This window comes from Clostridium sp. AF22-10 (assembly GCF_003478725.1).
Lineage (GTDB): Bacteria > Bacillota > Clostridia > Lachnospirales > Lachnospiraceae > Otoolea > Otoolea fessa.
The window spans coordinates 1-17,201 of the sequence record NZ_QUFZ01000032.1 but is presented as its reverse complement, the minus strand read 5'-3'; the positions used below and the strand labels follow the sequence as shown (position 1 = coordinate 17,201).

Below are 17,201 nucleotides of genomic sequence, written 5' to 3'. Positions count from 1 at the left end.
GACCAGCACTGCTTGTGGTGGTCTTATTTTAGTGCCTAATTTTAACCATGTAAAATTTTATATTTTTTTCCCCATTAAGTCTTGACTTTTTATTTGCAGGCTAAAGTAATGAGAATGCGGTGTGCCGTTTTTCAATCAAATTAAAAAGAGACACGGCATAAATTATTCTGATAGATTTTACATCAGATTTCTTTATGCCGTGCCTTTTATGTTATCATAATGATTGCTACATACATATAGCAGGCTTCACCCTCCGTTATACACCGGATTCGCATTGATTTTCGGTACGAAGGCAACAGCCGTTCCGCAATTTTCACCATCCTCCCCATACTTCTTCATAGATCTGTCCGGCAGAAAATACCCAGGATGGATGTTTTGCCAAGTATACCAATGTTTCAAATTCCCGACGAGTCATAGAAATCAACTCACCGTTTCGGTATGCTGTTCTCTCCTTCAGCCGAAGCTCCAAGCCCGGAAAAACAAGAGTGTTACAAGGGTGGGATGTCACAATATGGTCAAATCCTGGCTCAACCGCAATAATCTCCATAATTCTACTGAGTATATATTCTTCATGGTCGGTAAGCGACAGTATTAGAAACTTGCCCATATTGTTCACATCCCTCTTTATTGATATTATTTTTGCATTACATTACGGGTTCATTTTTCATCTGTCGGATGCGGTATTCACCGCCATCGTCCCGTCTGCATAGAAGTAGTACCACTTACCATCGATCTGCTTCCAGCCTCCGGCAAACATCATTCCGGTGACCTTGTCCAGCCAGTACCACTTCTGATCCTCGGAGAGCCAGCCTTTCACTGACTCCCCGTTTCTGTAATAGTTCCACTGGCCGCTGTCATTCTGCTGCCAGCCGTTTGCGGCCTGCGGGTCAATGACGATTTCCACAAACCGCCGCAGAACCGTGGCGACCTCGGCGCGGGTGGCGGTTCCCTTGGGGTCAAACTTATTTTCATTCTTCCCGGCCAGGATGCCCGCCTGCTGCATGGACTTGACCGCATCCTTTGCCCAGCTGCTGATCTGTGTGTTGTCCGCAAAGGTCACAGCCTTCAAGGTCTGGGGCAGGTCATAGCCCAGCTTTGCAGCGTAATTTTTCATAATCACCGCCATCTGTTCCCGGTTGATGTTGGTGTCCGGTGCAAAGGTGGTGGCGGTAATGCCTTCCACAATACCGGTCTGTGCCGCCCAGTTCACATAGGGAGCATAGTAAGCGTCGGCTTTCACATCGGTGAATTTCCCGGTCTGGTAACTGTCCGGGTTGATGCCCGCCAACCGCCCCAGAGCTGTCACAAACATTCCTCTGGTCATGCCGGTGTCCGGGCTAAAGGTGGTGTCGCTGGTGCCGGAGAGCAGTCCCCGGCTGGCTGCAAAGAGGATGTTATCTGCTGCCCAGTGGCCGGTAATGTCGGTAAAGACCGGGGCAGGGTTCTTGTAGCCCACGCCGTAAACGCTGAAATGACCGGTTTCAAAAACCACCGCTTTCAGGCTGGCATTGTAGCTGGATTTGGTGATCCATTCCACCTTGCCAGCGTCATCTACATAGACTGCATAGAGATTACCTGTCTGCTCACCATTTGCCGGTGTGTAGGGCAAACGCACCGATATAGTGTGACCATTTAAGTTGGCAATCGGTGTTTCTTTGCCGCCGGAGAGGTAGACCAGTGACAGGTCATAGGCCGATCTTGTGCCGATGGTGGCTTTGGCCTCGGTGGAACGCAGTGCATCCACCTTATCTGCCCGGAGAATGATGTCCCCGCCAGCGTAGGCGGTATCCAGCTGCTTCAGAGTATCCAGGCCGATATTAACCGAAACCAGATGGTCTGTTGCTACGGTAAACTGCCGGACGTTTTCTTTAACCAGCAGATCCAGTGTCTGCGCCTTGATGGTCACGTTAAGAGAGGTCTGGCCTGCCGCCGGGATGATGGGAACAGTAACGCCAATCCCGTTCTCTGTGGTGCCGTTCTTTTTCGCATCCTGTTTGGCCTTGTCGATGGCGGACTGGACAGAGCTGTTATCCACTGCCGCATTGCCGTTTTTATCCGGCTGTATGGGTTTGGTTTCACCGGTGACAGGGGCTTCCGGCTGGTTGGTGTTATCATTGCTTCCGGAACCGTTAGAACCGCCGGAGGATGAGCCTCCACCGCTGCCCGAACCACCAGAGGAGGAACCGCCGTCGCTGGAAGATTGCTTGGAAACAGTCAACGTTCCAGAAACATAGGTGATCGCATAATTGTCATTTGACAGCGTACCAGTAATGTTGATCGCAGTTTTGCCGGTTTTGCTCATATCCGGTGTCTGTGCGTAGTCCAGCGTTACCGTGCCGCTCAGGGTATCTGCACCAACCAGACCTTCCACCTTGTAATCCTTATCTGCTTCCGGGCTGCTCAGATCGGGCGCGGTGCTGCCGGTGTAGGCGCTCTTGTCAAGCGCCGTAACTGTGACCGATTTCTTCGCTACGGTCACAGTCACGTTCTGTTCTGCCACATCTGCGTACTCTGCGTTTCCCTGAACCTTATACCAAACAGTGTATTCCCCCGCGTTTTTCGCTGTGGGGATCTGCTCACTCCACTCAGAATCGCCAAGCCGGTAGAGCATTGCGCCGCCAGTGGTCTTGCCCGCTGTAACCAGAGCCTGTTCTGCACCATTGTAGGTCAGTGTATTGACCGTAGGTGCCGTAACAGTGGGGACAAGCTTGTTGGTCGCATTGACATTGACGGTCAGCGTGATGTCCTTATAGTTCGTGCTCTTGATCACTACGGTCACTGTGCCCACAGAGCCGGTGGTTTCCACGTCATTTTTCTGAATCGGCAGGGTCAGCTTGCCGTTTTCCACCTTCGCGCCGCTGGTGTAGTAGCCGTCATTGAGTTTGATCTCGCCCAGCTCATAGGTGGGTGCACCGTACTCTTTGGGCGTTTCCAGCTTGGGCAGGGCGGGGAGCGTCACAGTGTAGGTCTTTTCGTGGCCGTTTACAATGGTAAGCGCAGTTTCCTTGACGAAGTCAGGCGCAGCGGCCTTGGCGATGCTGGCAGTCGTAGGGAAGCTGCTCTGCTCCAGGGAGTAATTCTTCGCGGCCTGCCCCATCAGGGTCACTGTGGCAGTGACGTTCTTGCCGTTGCCCACGCCGGCATCGTCAAAGCTGGCGGCCACGGTTTAGTCTGTGCCTCGGTTCAAGTTCATGCCGTCGAAGGTTACGCTGGTAATGCCTGCGTCTGTCGTGCCATCATAGGGCTTGGACACAGCCGTTACCCCGCTGATCGTCAGCGGTTTCTTTCCAATGCTGACCTCCACGCTGGCGGGTGCGGTATCATTGTGGTTTGCATCGCCAATCACCCGATACCACACGGTATACGTTCCGGCATCGGTGCCGGTAGGGATGCCCAGGCTGTATGTACCGTTCTCGGTCAGGCTGTACTGCATGGTGCCACCGCTGGTCACGCTGCCTGCGGTAATCAGCGCCTGCTCCTGGCCGGTATAGGTCAGGTTTTCCTGTGCTGTGGGAGGCGTGATGAGGCTTGACCTGATGTCGGCCTTTTGTACCGTTACAACAATATCCTGGCTCATCTTCTTGTAGCCGTCGCAGGTGGCCAAAAAGCGGAAGGTGTGCTGGTCTGCGGGTAGCTTTTGCGTAGAAAGATCAAATTGATTCTTTGTTGCGTTGTCAACCGCTGTCTCTTTGCCGTTCTCCACCTTGTACCACTGGAAGCTCACAGCGCCTGTGCCGCTTTCCTTATTTACATTGACAAGAAGCGTCCCCGTACCGCCATAAGTCATGCTCATCTTGTTCGGATAGTCCATGCTCTTGATGGGGATCTTGGCCATAGAAACATTGGTCAGCTCCTTGCCGGTAAGATCGGTTATCCAGGTACTGCCGCTCTTAAACACGTAACCCTCCGGCAGCAGGGATGCCAGCGTAACATTTCCGGTAACGGTCAGTTTTGCCGCCGTCTTACCGTTCAGATCCAGCTTGAGCGGGCTGCCGATGGTGATCTCGCCTGCATTTGCCAGCAGCTTCACCGTACCGCCGTCGGCTGCGGCGATGGCCGCGTCTGCCGTCAGATAGTAGGAAATGCTGCCGTCCGTCTTTGTCGCCGCAGCGGCATAGCCGCAGTAGGGGCAAACATTCCCGCCGGAAGGGTCATCCGGGTGACTGCACTTCACAACGGTTACGGCAGTATTCTCATTCATCTCCGACAGCCTGACCAATGCGCCGCCTTGCTTCTGATAGGCATAGCCCTTTTCCAGCAGGGATTGATACTTTGCGCCATTCTCGATTTGGATGCTGCCAAAGGAGCCGCCGGACAGGGGCACTGGAATACCCTCGAGCGCACCCAATTCCAGCCGAGCCACACTGCCGCCGGACATGGTCAGCGCTCCCTCCGTGTAGATGCCGCCGGGGAACGTGCCGCTCGTTACCACAGCTTCGTTCCCGGTACAATGGAAAGCCCAGTTCCACCGGAACCAATTCCGCCGCCTACGCTGCCCTCCAGGGTGACATTGTCCAGCGTCAGCTTTGCGCCTGTGTGGTCAAATTTTCCAACTTCCACCGCGGTAGCGGGCTTGCTGGTGCAGGTGCTTAGCACCTTGCCGTTCATGATGGCTACATTGGAGCCGAGGATGCGTAGAAGCGCATTCTCAGCGGATTTACTCAGGGTGTGTCCATTCAAGTTCAGTATAATATTTTTGCTGATTTCGATAGGCTCTGCGTTCTCGATGTCCAAAGGCCCCCGCAGCGTGATAGTGTCACCGTCCTGCGCGGCAGTCAGCGCGTTTTCCAGACTGGTGTATCGCTTGCCGCCGGTTTCAAATGCCTCCACCAGCATATGGCAGCGGGTGCAGTAACCGGCGCTGTCCACCTTGCCCGCATGGTCGCAGACTCTGCCGCAGGCGCATTTGCCGTTATGATATTGGTCGGTATGCTCGACCACCTTGACCGCTCTATCCGGAATATCTACATTGGAAACGTTCAAAATTTCGTCGCTATCAGCGTCTGCAAAGGCATATCCGTCCGCCAGCAGAGCCAGGGCCTCCTCACCAAGTTCTGCATTGATTCCACATTGGAACGTGCCGCCCTGGAGCTGGGTTTTCCCAAGGAATTTCACCTGATGCTGAAACACGCAGTCGCCCTTTACCGTCAGGGTAAACAGGTTATTAACGACACCCCCGCCTGTTGTAACGCTGTCTAATATCAATACCGTGGGGCCTTTGGTGGCAATGACCTCTCCAATGCCCTCTATCGTGCCGTTTTTGATGGTGACGCTGTTGTACGGGCAATCTTGCAAATCCAGCGCCTTGACCTTGTGGCCCTGCAGGTCCAGCGTAAGGTCCTTTTTGTTGGTCCCATCACCTCCTCCCGCACGCAAGATTGCGTCAATATCCCGCACAAAATAAAAGGTTCCGCCGGAAATCAGCCTGCTCCCAACCATGGCTTGATTGTTCCCGAGTTCAGACGAATAGGGGATACCATCTTCGTCAATAAAGAGCACTTCCTTGCGACACGGTTCGCCGCACTGTTGGCATTTGCATCGTGGGTGTATTTTGCATGGGTGCAGGTGTTAATGGTAACGGTGACAGTTTTTGTATCTACGGTATAGTTATTATAGGACAGCTTGCAGTAGACCTGGCCGCTGTACTCCCAGTCCCTGCCCTCCACTGGGGTCAGGTTGGACTTGGTCAGGACGATTTTATTATAACTGCCGCTGCCTGTGCCCTGAAATTCTTTTCCGTTCACATACCACTGATAGGTAATATTACCGGACTGACCGCTTGCCAGAGAGGCGCTGACATCGACAACCGCTACACTTTCCCCATCTAATTTCTCATATACGACCTGCGGCTGCGTTCTTATGGTAATGGGGTTTTTGGGCGCGGCGGCGACGGTGACCGTTGCGGTGGCGGTCGCTTGGCAGGAGAGTATCCTGCTTCGCTGTTTGCGGTCAGCTTCAGCTTATAGCGGCCCTCCTTGACATTGTTGTCCGCGGTAACGGTGATGGTCTGGTTGTCAGCGGATTTTGCCGCCGTCAGACCGGTGTGGTCGCCCACCCATTCCACGTTCAGGGTATTCATCTGGACCTTGCTGCCGGTAACGGAGAAGGTCGCCGTCTGACTGCCTGAGCCTTCCTGCAGGGTTCCCTGCTGCGCGCCGACGGTCAGGCTTGCGCGGGGCGCCATCTTGGCGATATAGATGGTCTTGACGTCCCCTTCTCTTGTCGTATCGGCCGCTGTGCCGACCGACATATCGTCTGTTTTTGCATTCTGACTTTCCGAATACAGAATGGTCAGGTTTTTGTTGATGTTTCGGGCGTTTCCATACCTACTATTCGAAATCGCACCATATTTTCCGGTGGCGTAAAGGGTTCCTCCCTTCATGGTCAGGGATGCAGTGTTAATACCCCAACCGGAATTTAGATTCAGCTTTCCATTCTCAATCACGATGGTTTTAGCGCTCAAGCCGCACAAACCGCCGTTGGTGGTTATCTTTACCCCGTCTTTTATGGTAAGCGTCCCGCCGGCGGTGTCGCTCCAACTGCCGTCCGCAATACCATCTTTCCCGCTAGGAACATTGACCGTCAGACTGCCGCTTCCCTGAATGGTCAGATTGGCGGAATACATATCCAGAGCGGCGGTATATGCGGTATCGGTAATCGTAATGGTATTCTCGCCTTTCAGCGTGATTGTTGTGTCGCCCTTCACCGTCACCGGGGTAGTTATGTTTCTGTTCTCCCAGATAACATTGCCGGAGATGGTTTCATCGTCTGCTGCAGCTGCCATCAGGGGCGTTGCCTGCTCTGTTCCCTTGCAGGCAGAGAGATCCGCATCTTCCGCAGAGCAGACCGGACAGTCGGGATTGACCGCCCCCTGCTCACAGCGGGTTTCGCAGATACACTCCGCCGGAGCATTCCCGGACACGCCGGGAACAAGCCCGTTGTCCTGAGAATTGCACAGTTCACAGGTATACCCGCAGGGCGTCCCCTCTGTGGCCGGGATGTAGCCGCAGCTATCGTCATGCTCGCCGCGTTCATGAGGACAGCTTAATTTTTTTGTGATACAGCCGCTTTCCTTACTGCATTTATGGGTACACTCGGTCGGCTGGGCCTCCTCTACTTCAGATGAGGTCGCCGTATTTTCTGATACGCTGCCTTCCAAAACAGGGTAACAGCTTTCGTCATGTTCATGGATACACTTCTTCACAAGGGTGTAGCAATCCTCAGTATGCTCATGTTCACAGGCTGCCCCTTCGGCTCCTTCCGTATATCCGCAGTCCTCTGTATGTTCCGGGTGATGCTTGCACAACCCCGTATGGACGGCGGATACACCCGCTTCCACCGCAGATGCCGGAACTCCCGGCATCGTAAAATCATTGCCGCCGCCAGTAAAAACGCGGCCGGCCGTTTCCATTTCCATATCATTTATTCATCCTCCTCACGCGGTTCGTTCCTTCTCGTTGTTTTCTGAAGCAGCTGGGATACCGCCTCCCGCAGCTGATATTCTGTCACAGGCTTTACCAAAAAGGTGTCCGCCTGCATCCTGCGGCTTTGGGGTTCAAACTCTGCCTGGTCGCTGATCCACAGGAGAGGGACATCCTTGCTGTACCCTCGTATGCTCATGCAGAAATTCATTCCCCTGGCTCCGTCCTCCATGACCACCACAGCATCATAAGGCCCATCCCGCTGCATGGCATAGGTACAAAACACACCATTATCAAAGCGGTCTACTTTGCCCAGCTTCATCAGCAAAGCGGTTTCTTTTTCTTTCTGGCTATAACTGCACAGCGCAATTCGCATTTCCATACCTCCGTTTCCTGATGGGCTCCATCGCCTCATATAGCTCCTGATCACTACAATCTATGGAGAGGAATGCCGGGATACGAAGCTGATACGCGATCAGGGCGAAGTTTTTATCATCGCTCCACCAGACAAGCGGTGTTTCCGGTGCCAGCTGCTTTGCCTGAATGGCAGCCTCCAATCCCCTTGCCCCGGTCATTGCGATGACAACCGCATGATATCGGCTCCGCCGCAGTGCCTGAGATAGCTGCTTCTCATTCCATAGCTCGTCGATGACAAGCTGTCCGTCCCCAGCAAAAAGGGAGCGCAGCCTGCTCTCAAACCATTCTGCATTCCTTAATTCCGTACAAAGTGCGATTTTCATGCTGAGCCTCCTTTCCTGAAAAGAAAAACAAGAAAGAATGTGCCTTGCGCGGTCGCTTGCGACAATCTACATCTTCGCGCAAGTGCGCATCTTTGGCACGTTAGTGCCTTTTTTATGTGACAGGGAATTCTTCGGAATTTCCTGTCACATAAAAAAACAGACCTTCTCATCGGAAAGTCTGGTAGTATAATTAGAGTAGCATCTTGTCAAGGGAAATGCAACCGACTTTGTTTAAGACGCAGGTTTCCTGTTTAAGACGCAAGTTTTTTCCTGCGGTTTTATGTTATACTAATATTGGATTATTGTGCAAAGGAGATGGCACGATGCAGATTGCGATTGTGGATGACAGAGCAGAGGACAGAGCAGAACTGTCTGCCTGCCTGGAAAATTATATGAAAAAGCATCAGCTGGACTATACGCTGACAGAATTTGAGGACGGAGAGAATTTTCTGAAAGCTGCCGCCCAGGTCAATTTTCAGCTTGTCTTTATGGACATCTATATGGAGAACATGGATGGAATAGAGGCCGCCAGAAGGCTGCGCCAGAAAAACAGGCTTTGTAAGATTGTTTTTCTGACCATTACAGAAGATTATGCCCGGATGGGGTATAGCCTGTCCGCCAGCTATTATCTGCTGAAGCCGCTTTCGCTCCATCAGGCAGATTTTGAAGAAGCGATGGAGCTGTGCCAGCTAAAACCGCCCTATGAAGTGATGACACTTTCGGTTATGGCTGACCGTCAAAAGCTGGAACTTCCCACAGAGAAGATTCTATACATAGATTATCAAAACCGTATGACACGGATTCATACGGCGGAACGCGTGATACCGGTAAGCGGAGGCTTTCAGGAGGTTACTGCCGCATTGCAGAAGGACAAGCGTTTTTTGCCCTGCTACCGGGGCATTTTAATCAACATGGATTACATCAGCCAGGTTGACAGTCAGACCTTCCGTTTGATAAACGGGGAGGAACTTCCGATTGCCCTCCGCAATGGAAAACAGCTGCGGGAATCCTACCGTCAATATGTTTTCTCTGGAATGGGGGGTATCGTATGAGAATGAAGCAAATGCACAGGCGTATTCTGGAGGGCTGTCTGGCCTGTCTCCTCTGCTTCACCTGCAGTATCCCAGCATTTGCCGCCGAAACTGCAACCCCATCCAATGCCGATGAAAGAAGGGAGATTTTGCCGGATTTAGAAAGCGATGCTCCGGGGACACTGGAGAGCAAAACCCCGGAAGCATCGGAAGAAGTATCCCTCGTCCTTGTCACAGAAATACAAAATGAAGACGAACTGCTCTCCCTGCCAGATTTCACCCTGCCCCTTAGAACCACACCGTCTGATGATGACCTGGAGGAAATTTATCAGCTGGCCCTTCGGTATCAAACCGTCTGCGCCACGGTAACAGCAGGTGAAGAAATCCGGCAGGAAACATTTTCTGTCGCATGGGATTTTTCGGCCATTGACCAGACCACTCCAGGCGAATATACCGCAGCAGGCCGGATTGAACTGCCGGAGGGGTATGCCTTTGGTGAAGCTGTCTTGCAGGAGCTTCAGATTTCCGTCCGGGTGAAAGAAATGCCGCCTGCTGTCATTACCTCCATAGAGAAGTGGTATCCTTATACGGACGCGTTTGCGGTTCAACAGGGCAGCGAAACCGAAACGCTGGAAAATTTGTTTTCCTTTTCCCCTTACTATCTGGAATGCTATGCGGAAAATGGAACCAGCTACACCGCTGTGGTGGAATGGGATTTTTCTGGTATTGATTTGAATACTGTGGGACTGTACCATGCAGCAGGAAGGCTGACTGCACCGGAAAATACCATATTTGCGGATCGTGTCGATTTCCCTGAAATTTCAATTCCTGTTTCTGTTCAGGCTCCGGGCAGCCCAGACATCAACTGCTTCCTGGTTCGCAGAGGAAGCCTTTATTTTCCCTGGGTTACACCTCCGGGGAATCTGGACAAGGTCAGTATATGGCTGTCCGAAAACAACGGTTCATGGAACCGTCTGGAAAGTGGCGTTTATGTGGGTCAGGAAATGCTCTCGATTGCCACCCGTCTGCTGGCACCGGGCAGCAGCTACCGCCTTCAGGTTGATTATGACGGCGGACAGACCGGCATCCTGTCCTTTACCTACGCAGATGAAATTGTCCTTGAAGGGTATCATGAAGGCGACCGGGATGGAGGGGATGCAGGCGGGAATCCACCCGATACCATCATTCAACCGCCTCCTGAAGATACCGACGATCAGGATGACGGTTTCGCAGACAGGCCCTCCACAAAGCCTCCAAAACCGCCTGCAACAAATGGCGGCAGAGTGGATTCCAACGATTCTGAAAAAACACCACCTGTCAGTGAAGAAAATGATCCTGCGGATCATGAACCATCCCACAAGTCTTCCGAGCCATCCTTGGAGGGAAAGGATGATTCCATAGATATAGATAAAGACGATTTCCCATCGGAACAGGCAAACGGTGATACAGAGGAAGATGCGGATTCCAAAAGCCCTGATTTTTCAGAGTTCTTCGATGAAACCACCGACCGGATTTCCGGCATGCGCTTTTTGATGATGCTGCAAACAGGGGAGCAAAGAGCCGTCTTTTCCAAACAAGGAATCACCATCAGCATACCAAAAGACGCCTTGCCGGAGGGCATCCAAAACGAAGATCAGATTGAAGTCATCATCCAAAAGGATACGGACGGCGGTTTTTCTTTTTCGTTTTCCATCAATGGAACTGCGCTCAGCTCCCTGCCGGATGTTTCTGTCATGCTGCCCTGTCCAAATGACCCGGCAGCCGGCACATGGTTCCTCTGTGATGAAAGCGGTGTGGAAATTCCCATGACCGGTTATGACAATGCGGCAAAAGCCGTCTCCTTTCAGATCAGCCATACAGGGGCATACACCATTGTGGGAAAGGAAGATGCCGTTTCCCTGGCACAGGCCGCCGACACAGAGCATAGCCGGTCACCCATACTCCTTTTGATTCCGGCCTGTCTGCTTCTTCTGTCTGCCGGTGTGTTTTTCCTAAGGAGGAGGCGAAAATAAGATGGTATCTTCTGCAGTAAAAAAATATGCTGCCTTATGTATGGTCTGCCTGTGCTCATCCCTGTTTTTTCTTGGCCTGTATCAGTTCAATAATAAATATAGCCAGAACACAATCCAGGCGGCAAATGGGATTCTGGCGCTTTCTGAGGAAGAACTTCAAAAGTCACCGGTGCGCTTTCTGGTATCCGGCTGGGCATTTTATCCTGACGCGCTTTTGACCCCGGAAGAAATACGGGATGAAAGCCATTATATGCGCTACCTTTCCATCGGAGAGCAGACCAATTTCTCCAGCCCTGCAAACCCTTCTCCCTATGGCTGCGGGACTTATCAGATGACATTCTTTCTGCCGGAACGGAAGGAAACATATGCGCTGGAAATCCCGGAAGTGTTTTCTGCTTACAACCTTTATCTGGATCATGACCTGATCCTGCAAATGGGGGAACCGGCACAGGGGACACCATTGGTTCAAAACCGCATGGTCACTTTTCATGGCGGAAAACCGGTCACACTCACCATAGCGGTCAGCAACTATGACCACTTTTACGGAGGGATTGTCTATCCGCCTGCTTTCGGAACGATGCTGGCGGTCAATACAACCAGAGGAATCCGGTTTGCATTCTGCCTGTTCAGCTGTACAGTTACCTTTGTCTGTGCGCTGCTGTCCTTTTATTTCAGCCGCCGGATGAAACAGAAAAATACATTCCTGTTCGGACTAATCTGCCTTGCCATGTGCGGCCTGTCATCCTATCCTGTGCTTCATATGCTGGCTGCGGTTCCCGTATTCCCCTGGTACACGATTGAACTGTTCTGTATCTATCTGGTTACCTGGCTGATCGTAGTTCTGCAAAACCGGATATGCAGGCCGGGCTTCCTTCCTGCGGCCATCAGTAATTGGATGGGCGCTGCCTTCCTGGTATATGCGTTTGTGTATGGCATGATGGCTTCCCATCTCTCCCTTGGAGCGATTCGTTTCTTCTCTGCATCGGTCTTTTGTTATAAGGCGGCATCTGCGCTCTATCTGCTTATCATCGCTGTGCTTGCCATTCACAGAGGAGAAAAACGGAGCAGGCCGATCTTCTATGCTGCGGCAGCCGCAACCTGCGCCTTTATATGGGATCGCCTTCTGCCGGTTTATGAGCCGGTTATCGGCGGTTGGTTTTTGGAATGGGGCAGCTTTTTCATAGCAGCAGCCATCGGTTATTCCCTCTGGCGCGATGTGATAGAAGGATATGGAAACAGCCTGATTTTTCAGGAAGAACGCAAGCAGGTCATCCGTCAGCTTTCTATGCAGACCGAATACAGCCGTCAGGTTTCAGAGGCAGCGGCAGAAAACAGAAGGCTGATCCACGACATCAAACACCATCTGCGCACCATAGACCGCATGGCCTCTGAACGTGGGCAGACGGAGATCTGCTCCTTCCTGTTACAGGTAGAGGAACAGGTTGCGGCATCATCGGGTCACTCCCCTGCCCAGTTCTGCAAAAATCCCGTCGTAAATGCGCTGATTGAATACTACTACGGCATGGCGCAGACACAAGGGACAGAATTTCAGGTGCGGCTCGATCTTCCCGATCAGATGCCGCTTACCGATGTGGAACTGTGTACGGTGCTGGGCAATCTTTTGGACAATGCCGTTGAGGCGTGCAGCCGCCAAAAGCAAGGGGTGCGCCGCGTTTTCATTGCAGGCGAAACCAGAGGCAATATGTATTTTTTGAAGATTGAAAACACTTACGACGGTCTGGCCTTGCAAGAAGGAAAAACATTCCTCTCCCGAAAGGGTACATCTGCTGATCATGGAATCGGGCTTTCCTCTGTCCGAAAAATCATTGAAAGCCATGGCGGTGATCTCGATCTTGTTCCCGGTGAGGAATCCTTTCTTGTTGGAATTACAGTGGGTTTATAAACATTGCTCATACAAAAGGACACCATTACTTACATTTGCATAAGCATGGTGTCCTCTCTATTTTCCAAGTTCTTCTTCCATAATATTCCTAATCGCTTTAATATCCGTAAAAGTCAATTTTATTCCACGATTATACATAGCCAGTACTTCATTCAGATTTTCAACAAGTACCTTATCCAACTTTTTATGTATCGTTACAGGCTGTTCCTGAATCGTATGAACATGGTCAAAATATTTTTCAATAACAGAAAATGTATTCTGTATCAAAAAAGCATTTTCTTTCCCTGCAAATAATCCAATCACTATCGTATTGCATTTACCATATCGTTTCTTTTTCTTTTCAACGATTTCCTTGTATTTCTCAGCTTGTGAGCTAATTGGTATCATCCAATACAATTTTGAATTTTTCTATCCTGAATTGCATAGTAATGAGGACGATAGTTCCCCTGTTCCTTATTACTCATCAAATATTTATCCTGAACCAAGTCAAAAAATTCATCCTTGATATGATACGAATATCCCTGTTGTATCTCCATAAATAACCTTTCCTATGTGATAAAATTCCCCATCAGAATTCACTGATGGGGAACATTTACAAACTATACTATTTTTATCCCACCTGTATAGCAAGTGGCTTCATTTACGAACTGAATTATTTATACCCCGCACCATCAGCAAGCGGCAAACATTTACTTCTATCTTTAGTATATACAGTTTCTCTGAATTTAGCAACCTGTTTTTTAAGTTTAGAAATATTTTTTACTATATCATGGCTCATCATTTGTCGTAACTCTGTCGTAAAATACAAATTTAAGCCTCTTAAATTGCTTGAAAACGCCCTGTTTTCGGCATTTTATTTCTCCAACTCTTCATCGTCGGGAATTTTTTTAATTTTTCTTCATTACCCTTCGTGATGCTTCGCTGTGCTATTTCTATTAAATTGTCTTCTCTTCATTACCATTCATGATGAATCATTGTAAAATCATATCTGTTGTCAATTTGATCTCATTTGGTTATTTCTGTTGTCAGATGAAAGGGTTCATAAGCCCTTCTTAAAATACATCCATTGTTGCAGCCAAATGTTCAAATGTTTCCTGTTTTTTCTTCTCTGTCGCTTCTGCATAGATATCCACAGTGGTCTGAATATCCTTATGCCCCATGATCGACTGGATTATTTTCAGGTTCGTTTCTCTTTCACAAAGCCTTGTGCAAAATGTGTGTCTCAAGCTGTGCGCTGAAAAATCCGGCAAGAGCACCGGCTCCCGGTGCTCTTTTTTGCCTCTATTTCTTCTGTTGCGTTATAAGCAGATGAGATTCTCTTGATTGCCCGATTAACTGACTGGGCATTCATTATATTTCCATAACGGTTACAGAAAACAAAGCCTGTCATCCCATCAATCTCTGCATCTGTCCAGCCATTTTCTTTCTGCTCTTCCCAGATCATTTCAAAAGCATCTTTCACTGTATCCAACATGGGAATCGTACGCATTCCGGCTTCTGTTTTCGGCGTTGAAATGTGATTTTCCGATGCCCGGTCTTCTCCTACCGGATAATACGTTAGATTATATATCCAGACCGTCCATCTGATCTTTCATGAGCTGTGCTTCTTTTTCCCGAAGCGTTACAAGGTCTTGTGCATAAACATATTTACGTCTTCCGAGAGGATCCGTATAAGTATATACATATCTTCCGTCTGAACGTCTCTGTGATTCACCTTTTTGCATGAAAAAAGCAGCTAACCTATTTTTCATAGACTAACTGCTCGTATTTTAGTTCCATATTCAGTTTTATTCTACAAATCCGACAGTGAACTTCGGTCGTATGCGCCATTTTTCTTATCTTCCGGATGTGGTTCCAGTCCGATAATTGTAATATCTTTCTGGTCTGGTCCATAAACCCAGTACATTCTCATTGCGCCACTGGTTTTATTTTCCAGATATGATTGCCACACTTTCATTCCATAACGTCTGGATAATGGCTCTATTTCATGGGTTTGAAGACTCGGATAACCCGGATCAGCCGACAACAGCTTTAAAGCCTTTCCCCATTTTTTATACAACTGTTCTTCCTTCTTTTTTATATTACCGGAACGATATTTCTCCTGCAGATCTAACCAAAGTTCCTGCATTTCAGGAATTCCCATTCATATATTAAAATTCATCTCTTATTCCTTTTAAAAATCTGACAGGTCAATAGCCGGGGAAACATCGCCTCTCTTAAAGTTACTTACTGCACGATCCATATCTGCCAGAGTTCTGGCTGAAATGCTCTCTGGCACTGCCAGTTCCCGAGGTTCCAGAATAATGCAGCCATTTCCGTATTCTTTTACATTGTAATACTGATAAGCAGCTCCTCTGAGCGTAATTCTTTTTTTGTTATCCAGATGGGCAACATAATCTTTCATCGCTTCCATTACCAACACCTCCTACGCAAGCATTTGTGTGGGAAATCCCACCTCTTATTATTATAATACGCTTTTCTATATTATCTGTCAATCTACTTTTACTTACTCCTGATACTTGAAAGTATTCATGCACCGGCAGACAGACGGCAGGTGGCAGATGAGTCCGACATAACTAAGCTCTTTAATAGCAAAATTAAACTTAAAATCAAATTTTTTGTACTGATTTCCTGTTTTATTAGATGTATATAGTTTCTGTTCAAATTCAGCAATATGCTCATCTAACTCACTAATTCTGTCTCTAATTTCAGAACGCTCTAACTGTCCACCTGCTTCCTGAAAGACTTCACCCATTTGGAGAAAGGGGTATGAAATGCACACCCAAAATCGCTGCTTTTCAAAAAATTTTTCGAAATAAAAAAAGCCGCCTGCTCCGGTTAGGAAACAGACGACAAAACACGTTCTAAATGTATTCAATTTTCAATTTCTTTTTCTTTGCTTCAAGCACTTTACATAGAACATCATCTACTGCATCGGTGTATCGTCCCTGAGCTGCTAAATTGTTCTTCAGTGCAATGAGTGATTGTATCACTGGGCTTCGTTCTTCTTCATTTAAGTATCAGGTGTAAGCGGTAAGTTCTTCTCCGACCACTCCGAAACAAGCTCCGGGTGTACTTCTGCTAAACTGTTATTCATAGCCAAACCTCAACCTCCTTGTGCTTAGAGTATATGAAGTTTTGGCTTTATCTTGTAGTTTGCGAATATCCGTATAAATAGAAAAAACCCTTTGAGAAAAGGATTTCTCCTCTCTCAAAGGGCAAGTTGGCAAACTGGAATTTGGTGTGTGCTTTATAAATTTTTTCCGATCCACTCAAGTTCGTTCATGGAATCCTTATTTTTTTCAAGTTCATCTCTGGCTGTTGCGTAATATGATTTTTTGAAAAGCATATCCCATGAAAGATATTTTGCCATACAGTCAAACTGCTTATCAATCAGCTCATACTGGATACTGCCTACGGGAGAACCACCTACAACAATTGTGCCAACTTTTTTGTTTTTTAACTGCAATCCACGGCAGTAGCACTTATCAATGATAAGTTTCAATTGTGCTGACATTCCCCACCAATAAACTGGTGTAGCAAAAAGAATCATATCTGCGGCAGCAATTTTATCAATTGTAGAATTTGTATCATCCTTGTCGACGCATCCCTTAGAGCATTGACAGACACCACATCCCTTGCATGGTGCAATGTTGAGTTTGTCGGGTTCAATGATTTCAATTTTATTCTTTTCTGACGCTCCTTTTATAAATGCATTGATTGCTGCCAGCGTATTTCCTTTTCTGGCACTTCCATTAATGATTACAATTTTCATGCGTGTATCCTCCAACTTCCGATTTGTATTTCTGTTTGTTTTAAAAATGGGCAACTCCGATTGGAATTGCCCACTCATTGCACTAATTATGCGATTTTTTCTTGCTTGCACCGATTTCTGCATCAATTGATGTAAGTTTGATGTAAATCGCTGTTTTTTTAGTTTTTTATTCTAAATGAAGTACGTCCCGTCTATTCGGTAAAACGGTACATCTTTACATCACGTCGACTGGCGTCTCCGTGCGTTTTTCGCCTTATGTCGTGTTCGCAAGCGCACACCGCCGCAAGGCTCAGTTTCTCATCTTAATAGAGCTTTGCAC

Annotated in this window: 18 protein-coding genes and 1 pseudogene; 3 read left to right on the top strand and 16 right to left on the bottom strand. The window is 48.7% G+C overall.

Features of this window, described 5'->3' with window-relative positions; genetic code table 11:
- Positions 1-313 precede the first annotated feature (313 nt).
- The 8 genes from DWX91_RS15015 to DWX91_RS14980 all read right to left on the bottom strand — a co-directional run bounded on the left by DWX91_RS15015 (position 314) and on the right by DWX91_RS14980 (position 8,161).
- Complete coding sequence (locus DWX91_RS15015; RefSeq protein WP_243017774.1) at positions 314-607, bottom strand: winged helix-turn-helix domain-containing protein; 294 nt, start codon at positions 605-607, stop codon at positions 314-316.
- 57 nt (positions 608-664) lie between these two features.
- The gene (locus DWX91_RS15010; protein ID WP_147354426.1) at positions 665-3,097 is read right to left on the bottom strand and encodes an S-layer homology domain-containing protein; all 2,433 of its coding nucleotides are present in this window, start codon (positions 3,095-3,097) and stop codon (positions 665-667) included.
- 69 nt (positions 3,098-3,166) lie between these two features.
- Positions 3,167-4,201, bottom strand: a complete 1,035-nt coding sequence (locus DWX91_RS15005; RefSeq protein WP_147354425.1) for a YDG domain-containing protein — start codon at positions 4,199-4,201, stop codon at positions 3,167-3,169.
- A 224-nt stretch (positions 4,202-4,425) separates the two neighbouring features.
- Complete coding sequence (locus tag DWX91_RS15000) at positions 4,426-5,439, bottom strand: hypothetical protein (RefSeq protein ID WP_118539496.1); 1,014 nt, start codon at positions 5,437-5,439, stop codon at positions 4,426-4,428.
- A complete protein-coding gene (locus DWX91_RS16475; RefSeq protein ID WP_147354424.1) occupies positions 5,421-5,744 on the bottom strand; it encodes a hypothetical protein in 324 nt (107 codons plus the stop codon). The genes DWX91_RS15000 and DWX91_RS16475 overlap by 19 nt, the downstream gene beginning before the upstream one ends.
- Before the next feature lie 113 nt (positions 5,745-5,857).
- The gene (locus tag DWX91_RS14990) at positions 5,858-7,417 is read right to left on the bottom strand and encodes a hypothetical protein (protein WP_118539492.1); all 1,560 of its coding nucleotides are present in this window, start codon (positions 7,415-7,417) and stop codon (positions 5,858-5,860) included.
- Between the two features lie 5 nt (positions 7,418-7,422).
- Positions 7,423-7,803 carry a hypothetical protein gene (locus DWX91_RS14985; RefSeq protein WP_147353996.1) on the bottom strand — a complete coding sequence of 127 codons (381 nt, stop codon included), beginning with the start codon at positions 7,801-7,803 and terminating at the stop codon, positions 7,423-7,425.
- The gene (locus DWX91_RS14980; RefSeq protein ID WP_118494255.1) at positions 7,772-8,161 is read right to left on the bottom strand and encodes a hypothetical protein; all 390 of its coding nucleotides are present in this window, start codon (positions 8,159-8,161) and stop codon (positions 7,772-7,774) included. The genes DWX91_RS14985 and DWX91_RS14980 overlap by 32 nt, the downstream gene beginning before the upstream one ends.
- Positions 8,162-8,484: 323 nt before the next feature.
- Between DWX91_RS14980 and DWX91_RS14975 the strand changes: the two genes are divergently transcribed.
- The 3 genes from DWX91_RS14975 to DWX91_RS14965 all read left to right on the top strand — a co-directional run bounded on the left by DWX91_RS14975 (position 8,485) and on the right by DWX91_RS14965 (position 13,107).
- A complete protein-coding gene (locus DWX91_RS14975) occupies positions 8,485-9,213 on the top strand; it encodes a LytR/AlgR family response regulator transcription factor (protein ID WP_182430947.1) in 729 nt (242 codons plus the stop codon).
- Between the two features lie 128 nt (positions 9,214-9,341).
- Positions 9,342-11,204 (top strand): hypothetical protein, encoded by a 1,863-nt coding sequence (locus DWX91_RS14970; RefSeq protein ID WP_147354423.1) that lies wholly within the window; start codon positions 9,342-9,344, stop codon positions 11,202-11,204.
- Between the two features lies 1 nt (position 11,205).
- Entirely contained in the window at positions 11,206-13,107 is a 1,902-nt protein-coding gene (locus DWX91_RS14965; RefSeq protein ID WP_118539488.1) for a sensor histidine kinase, read from the top strand.
- 57 nt (positions 13,108-13,164) lie between these two features.
- Here DWX91_RS14965 and DWX91_RS14960 read toward each other — a convergent pair whose 3' ends face one another.
- The 8 genes and pseudogenes from DWX91_RS14960 to DWX91_RS14935 all read right to left on the bottom strand — a co-directional run bounded on the left by DWX91_RS14960 (position 13,165) and on the right by DWX91_RS14935 (position 16,882).
- The gene (locus DWX91_RS14960) at positions 13,165-13,503 is read right to left on the bottom strand and encodes a type III toxin-antitoxin system CptIN family toxin (RefSeq protein WP_243099072.1); all 339 of its coding nucleotides are present in this window, start codon (positions 13,501-13,503) and stop codon (positions 13,165-13,167) included.
- On the bottom strand, positions 13,491-13,643 hold the full coding sequence (locus DWX91_RS17640; protein ID WP_243017772.1) for a hypothetical protein: 153 nt from the start codon (positions 13,641-13,643) through the stop codon (positions 13,491-13,493). The genes DWX91_RS14960 and DWX91_RS17640 overlap by 13 nt, the downstream gene beginning before the upstream one ends.
- A 116-nt stretch (positions 13,644-13,759) precedes the next feature.
- Entirely contained in the window at positions 13,760-13,915 is a 156-nt protein-coding gene (locus tag DWX91_RS16760; protein ID WP_182426611.1) for a hypothetical protein, read from the bottom strand.
- Between the two features lie 244 nt (positions 13,916-14,159).
- Positions 14,160-14,858 (bottom strand): annotated as a pseudogene (locus tag DWX91_RS14955) (site-specific integrase).
- Between the two features lie 41 nt (positions 14,859-14,899).
- A complete protein-coding gene (locus DWX91_RS14950) occupies positions 14,900-15,235 on the bottom strand; it encodes a hypothetical protein (RefSeq protein WP_243017771.1) in 336 nt (111 codons plus the stop codon).
- 45 nt (positions 15,236-15,280) lie between these two features.
- The gene (locus tag DWX91_RS14945) at positions 15,281-15,520 is read right to left on the bottom strand and encodes a hypothetical protein (protein ID WP_005609451.1); all 240 of its coding nucleotides are present in this window, start codon (positions 15,518-15,520) and stop codon (positions 15,281-15,283) included.
- Between the two features lie 93 nt (positions 15,521-15,613).
- Positions 15,614-15,985, bottom strand: coding sequence for a winged helix-turn-helix domain-containing protein (locus DWX91_RS17635; protein WP_243017770.1), 372 nt, complete (start codon positions 15,983-15,985; stop codon positions 15,614-15,616).
- 372 nt (positions 15,986-16,357) lie between these two features.
- Entirely contained in the window at positions 16,358-16,882 is a 525-nt protein-coding gene (locus DWX91_RS14935) for a flavodoxin family protein (protein ID WP_055176454.1), read from the bottom strand.
- Positions 16,883-17,201: the final 319 nt, after the last annotated feature.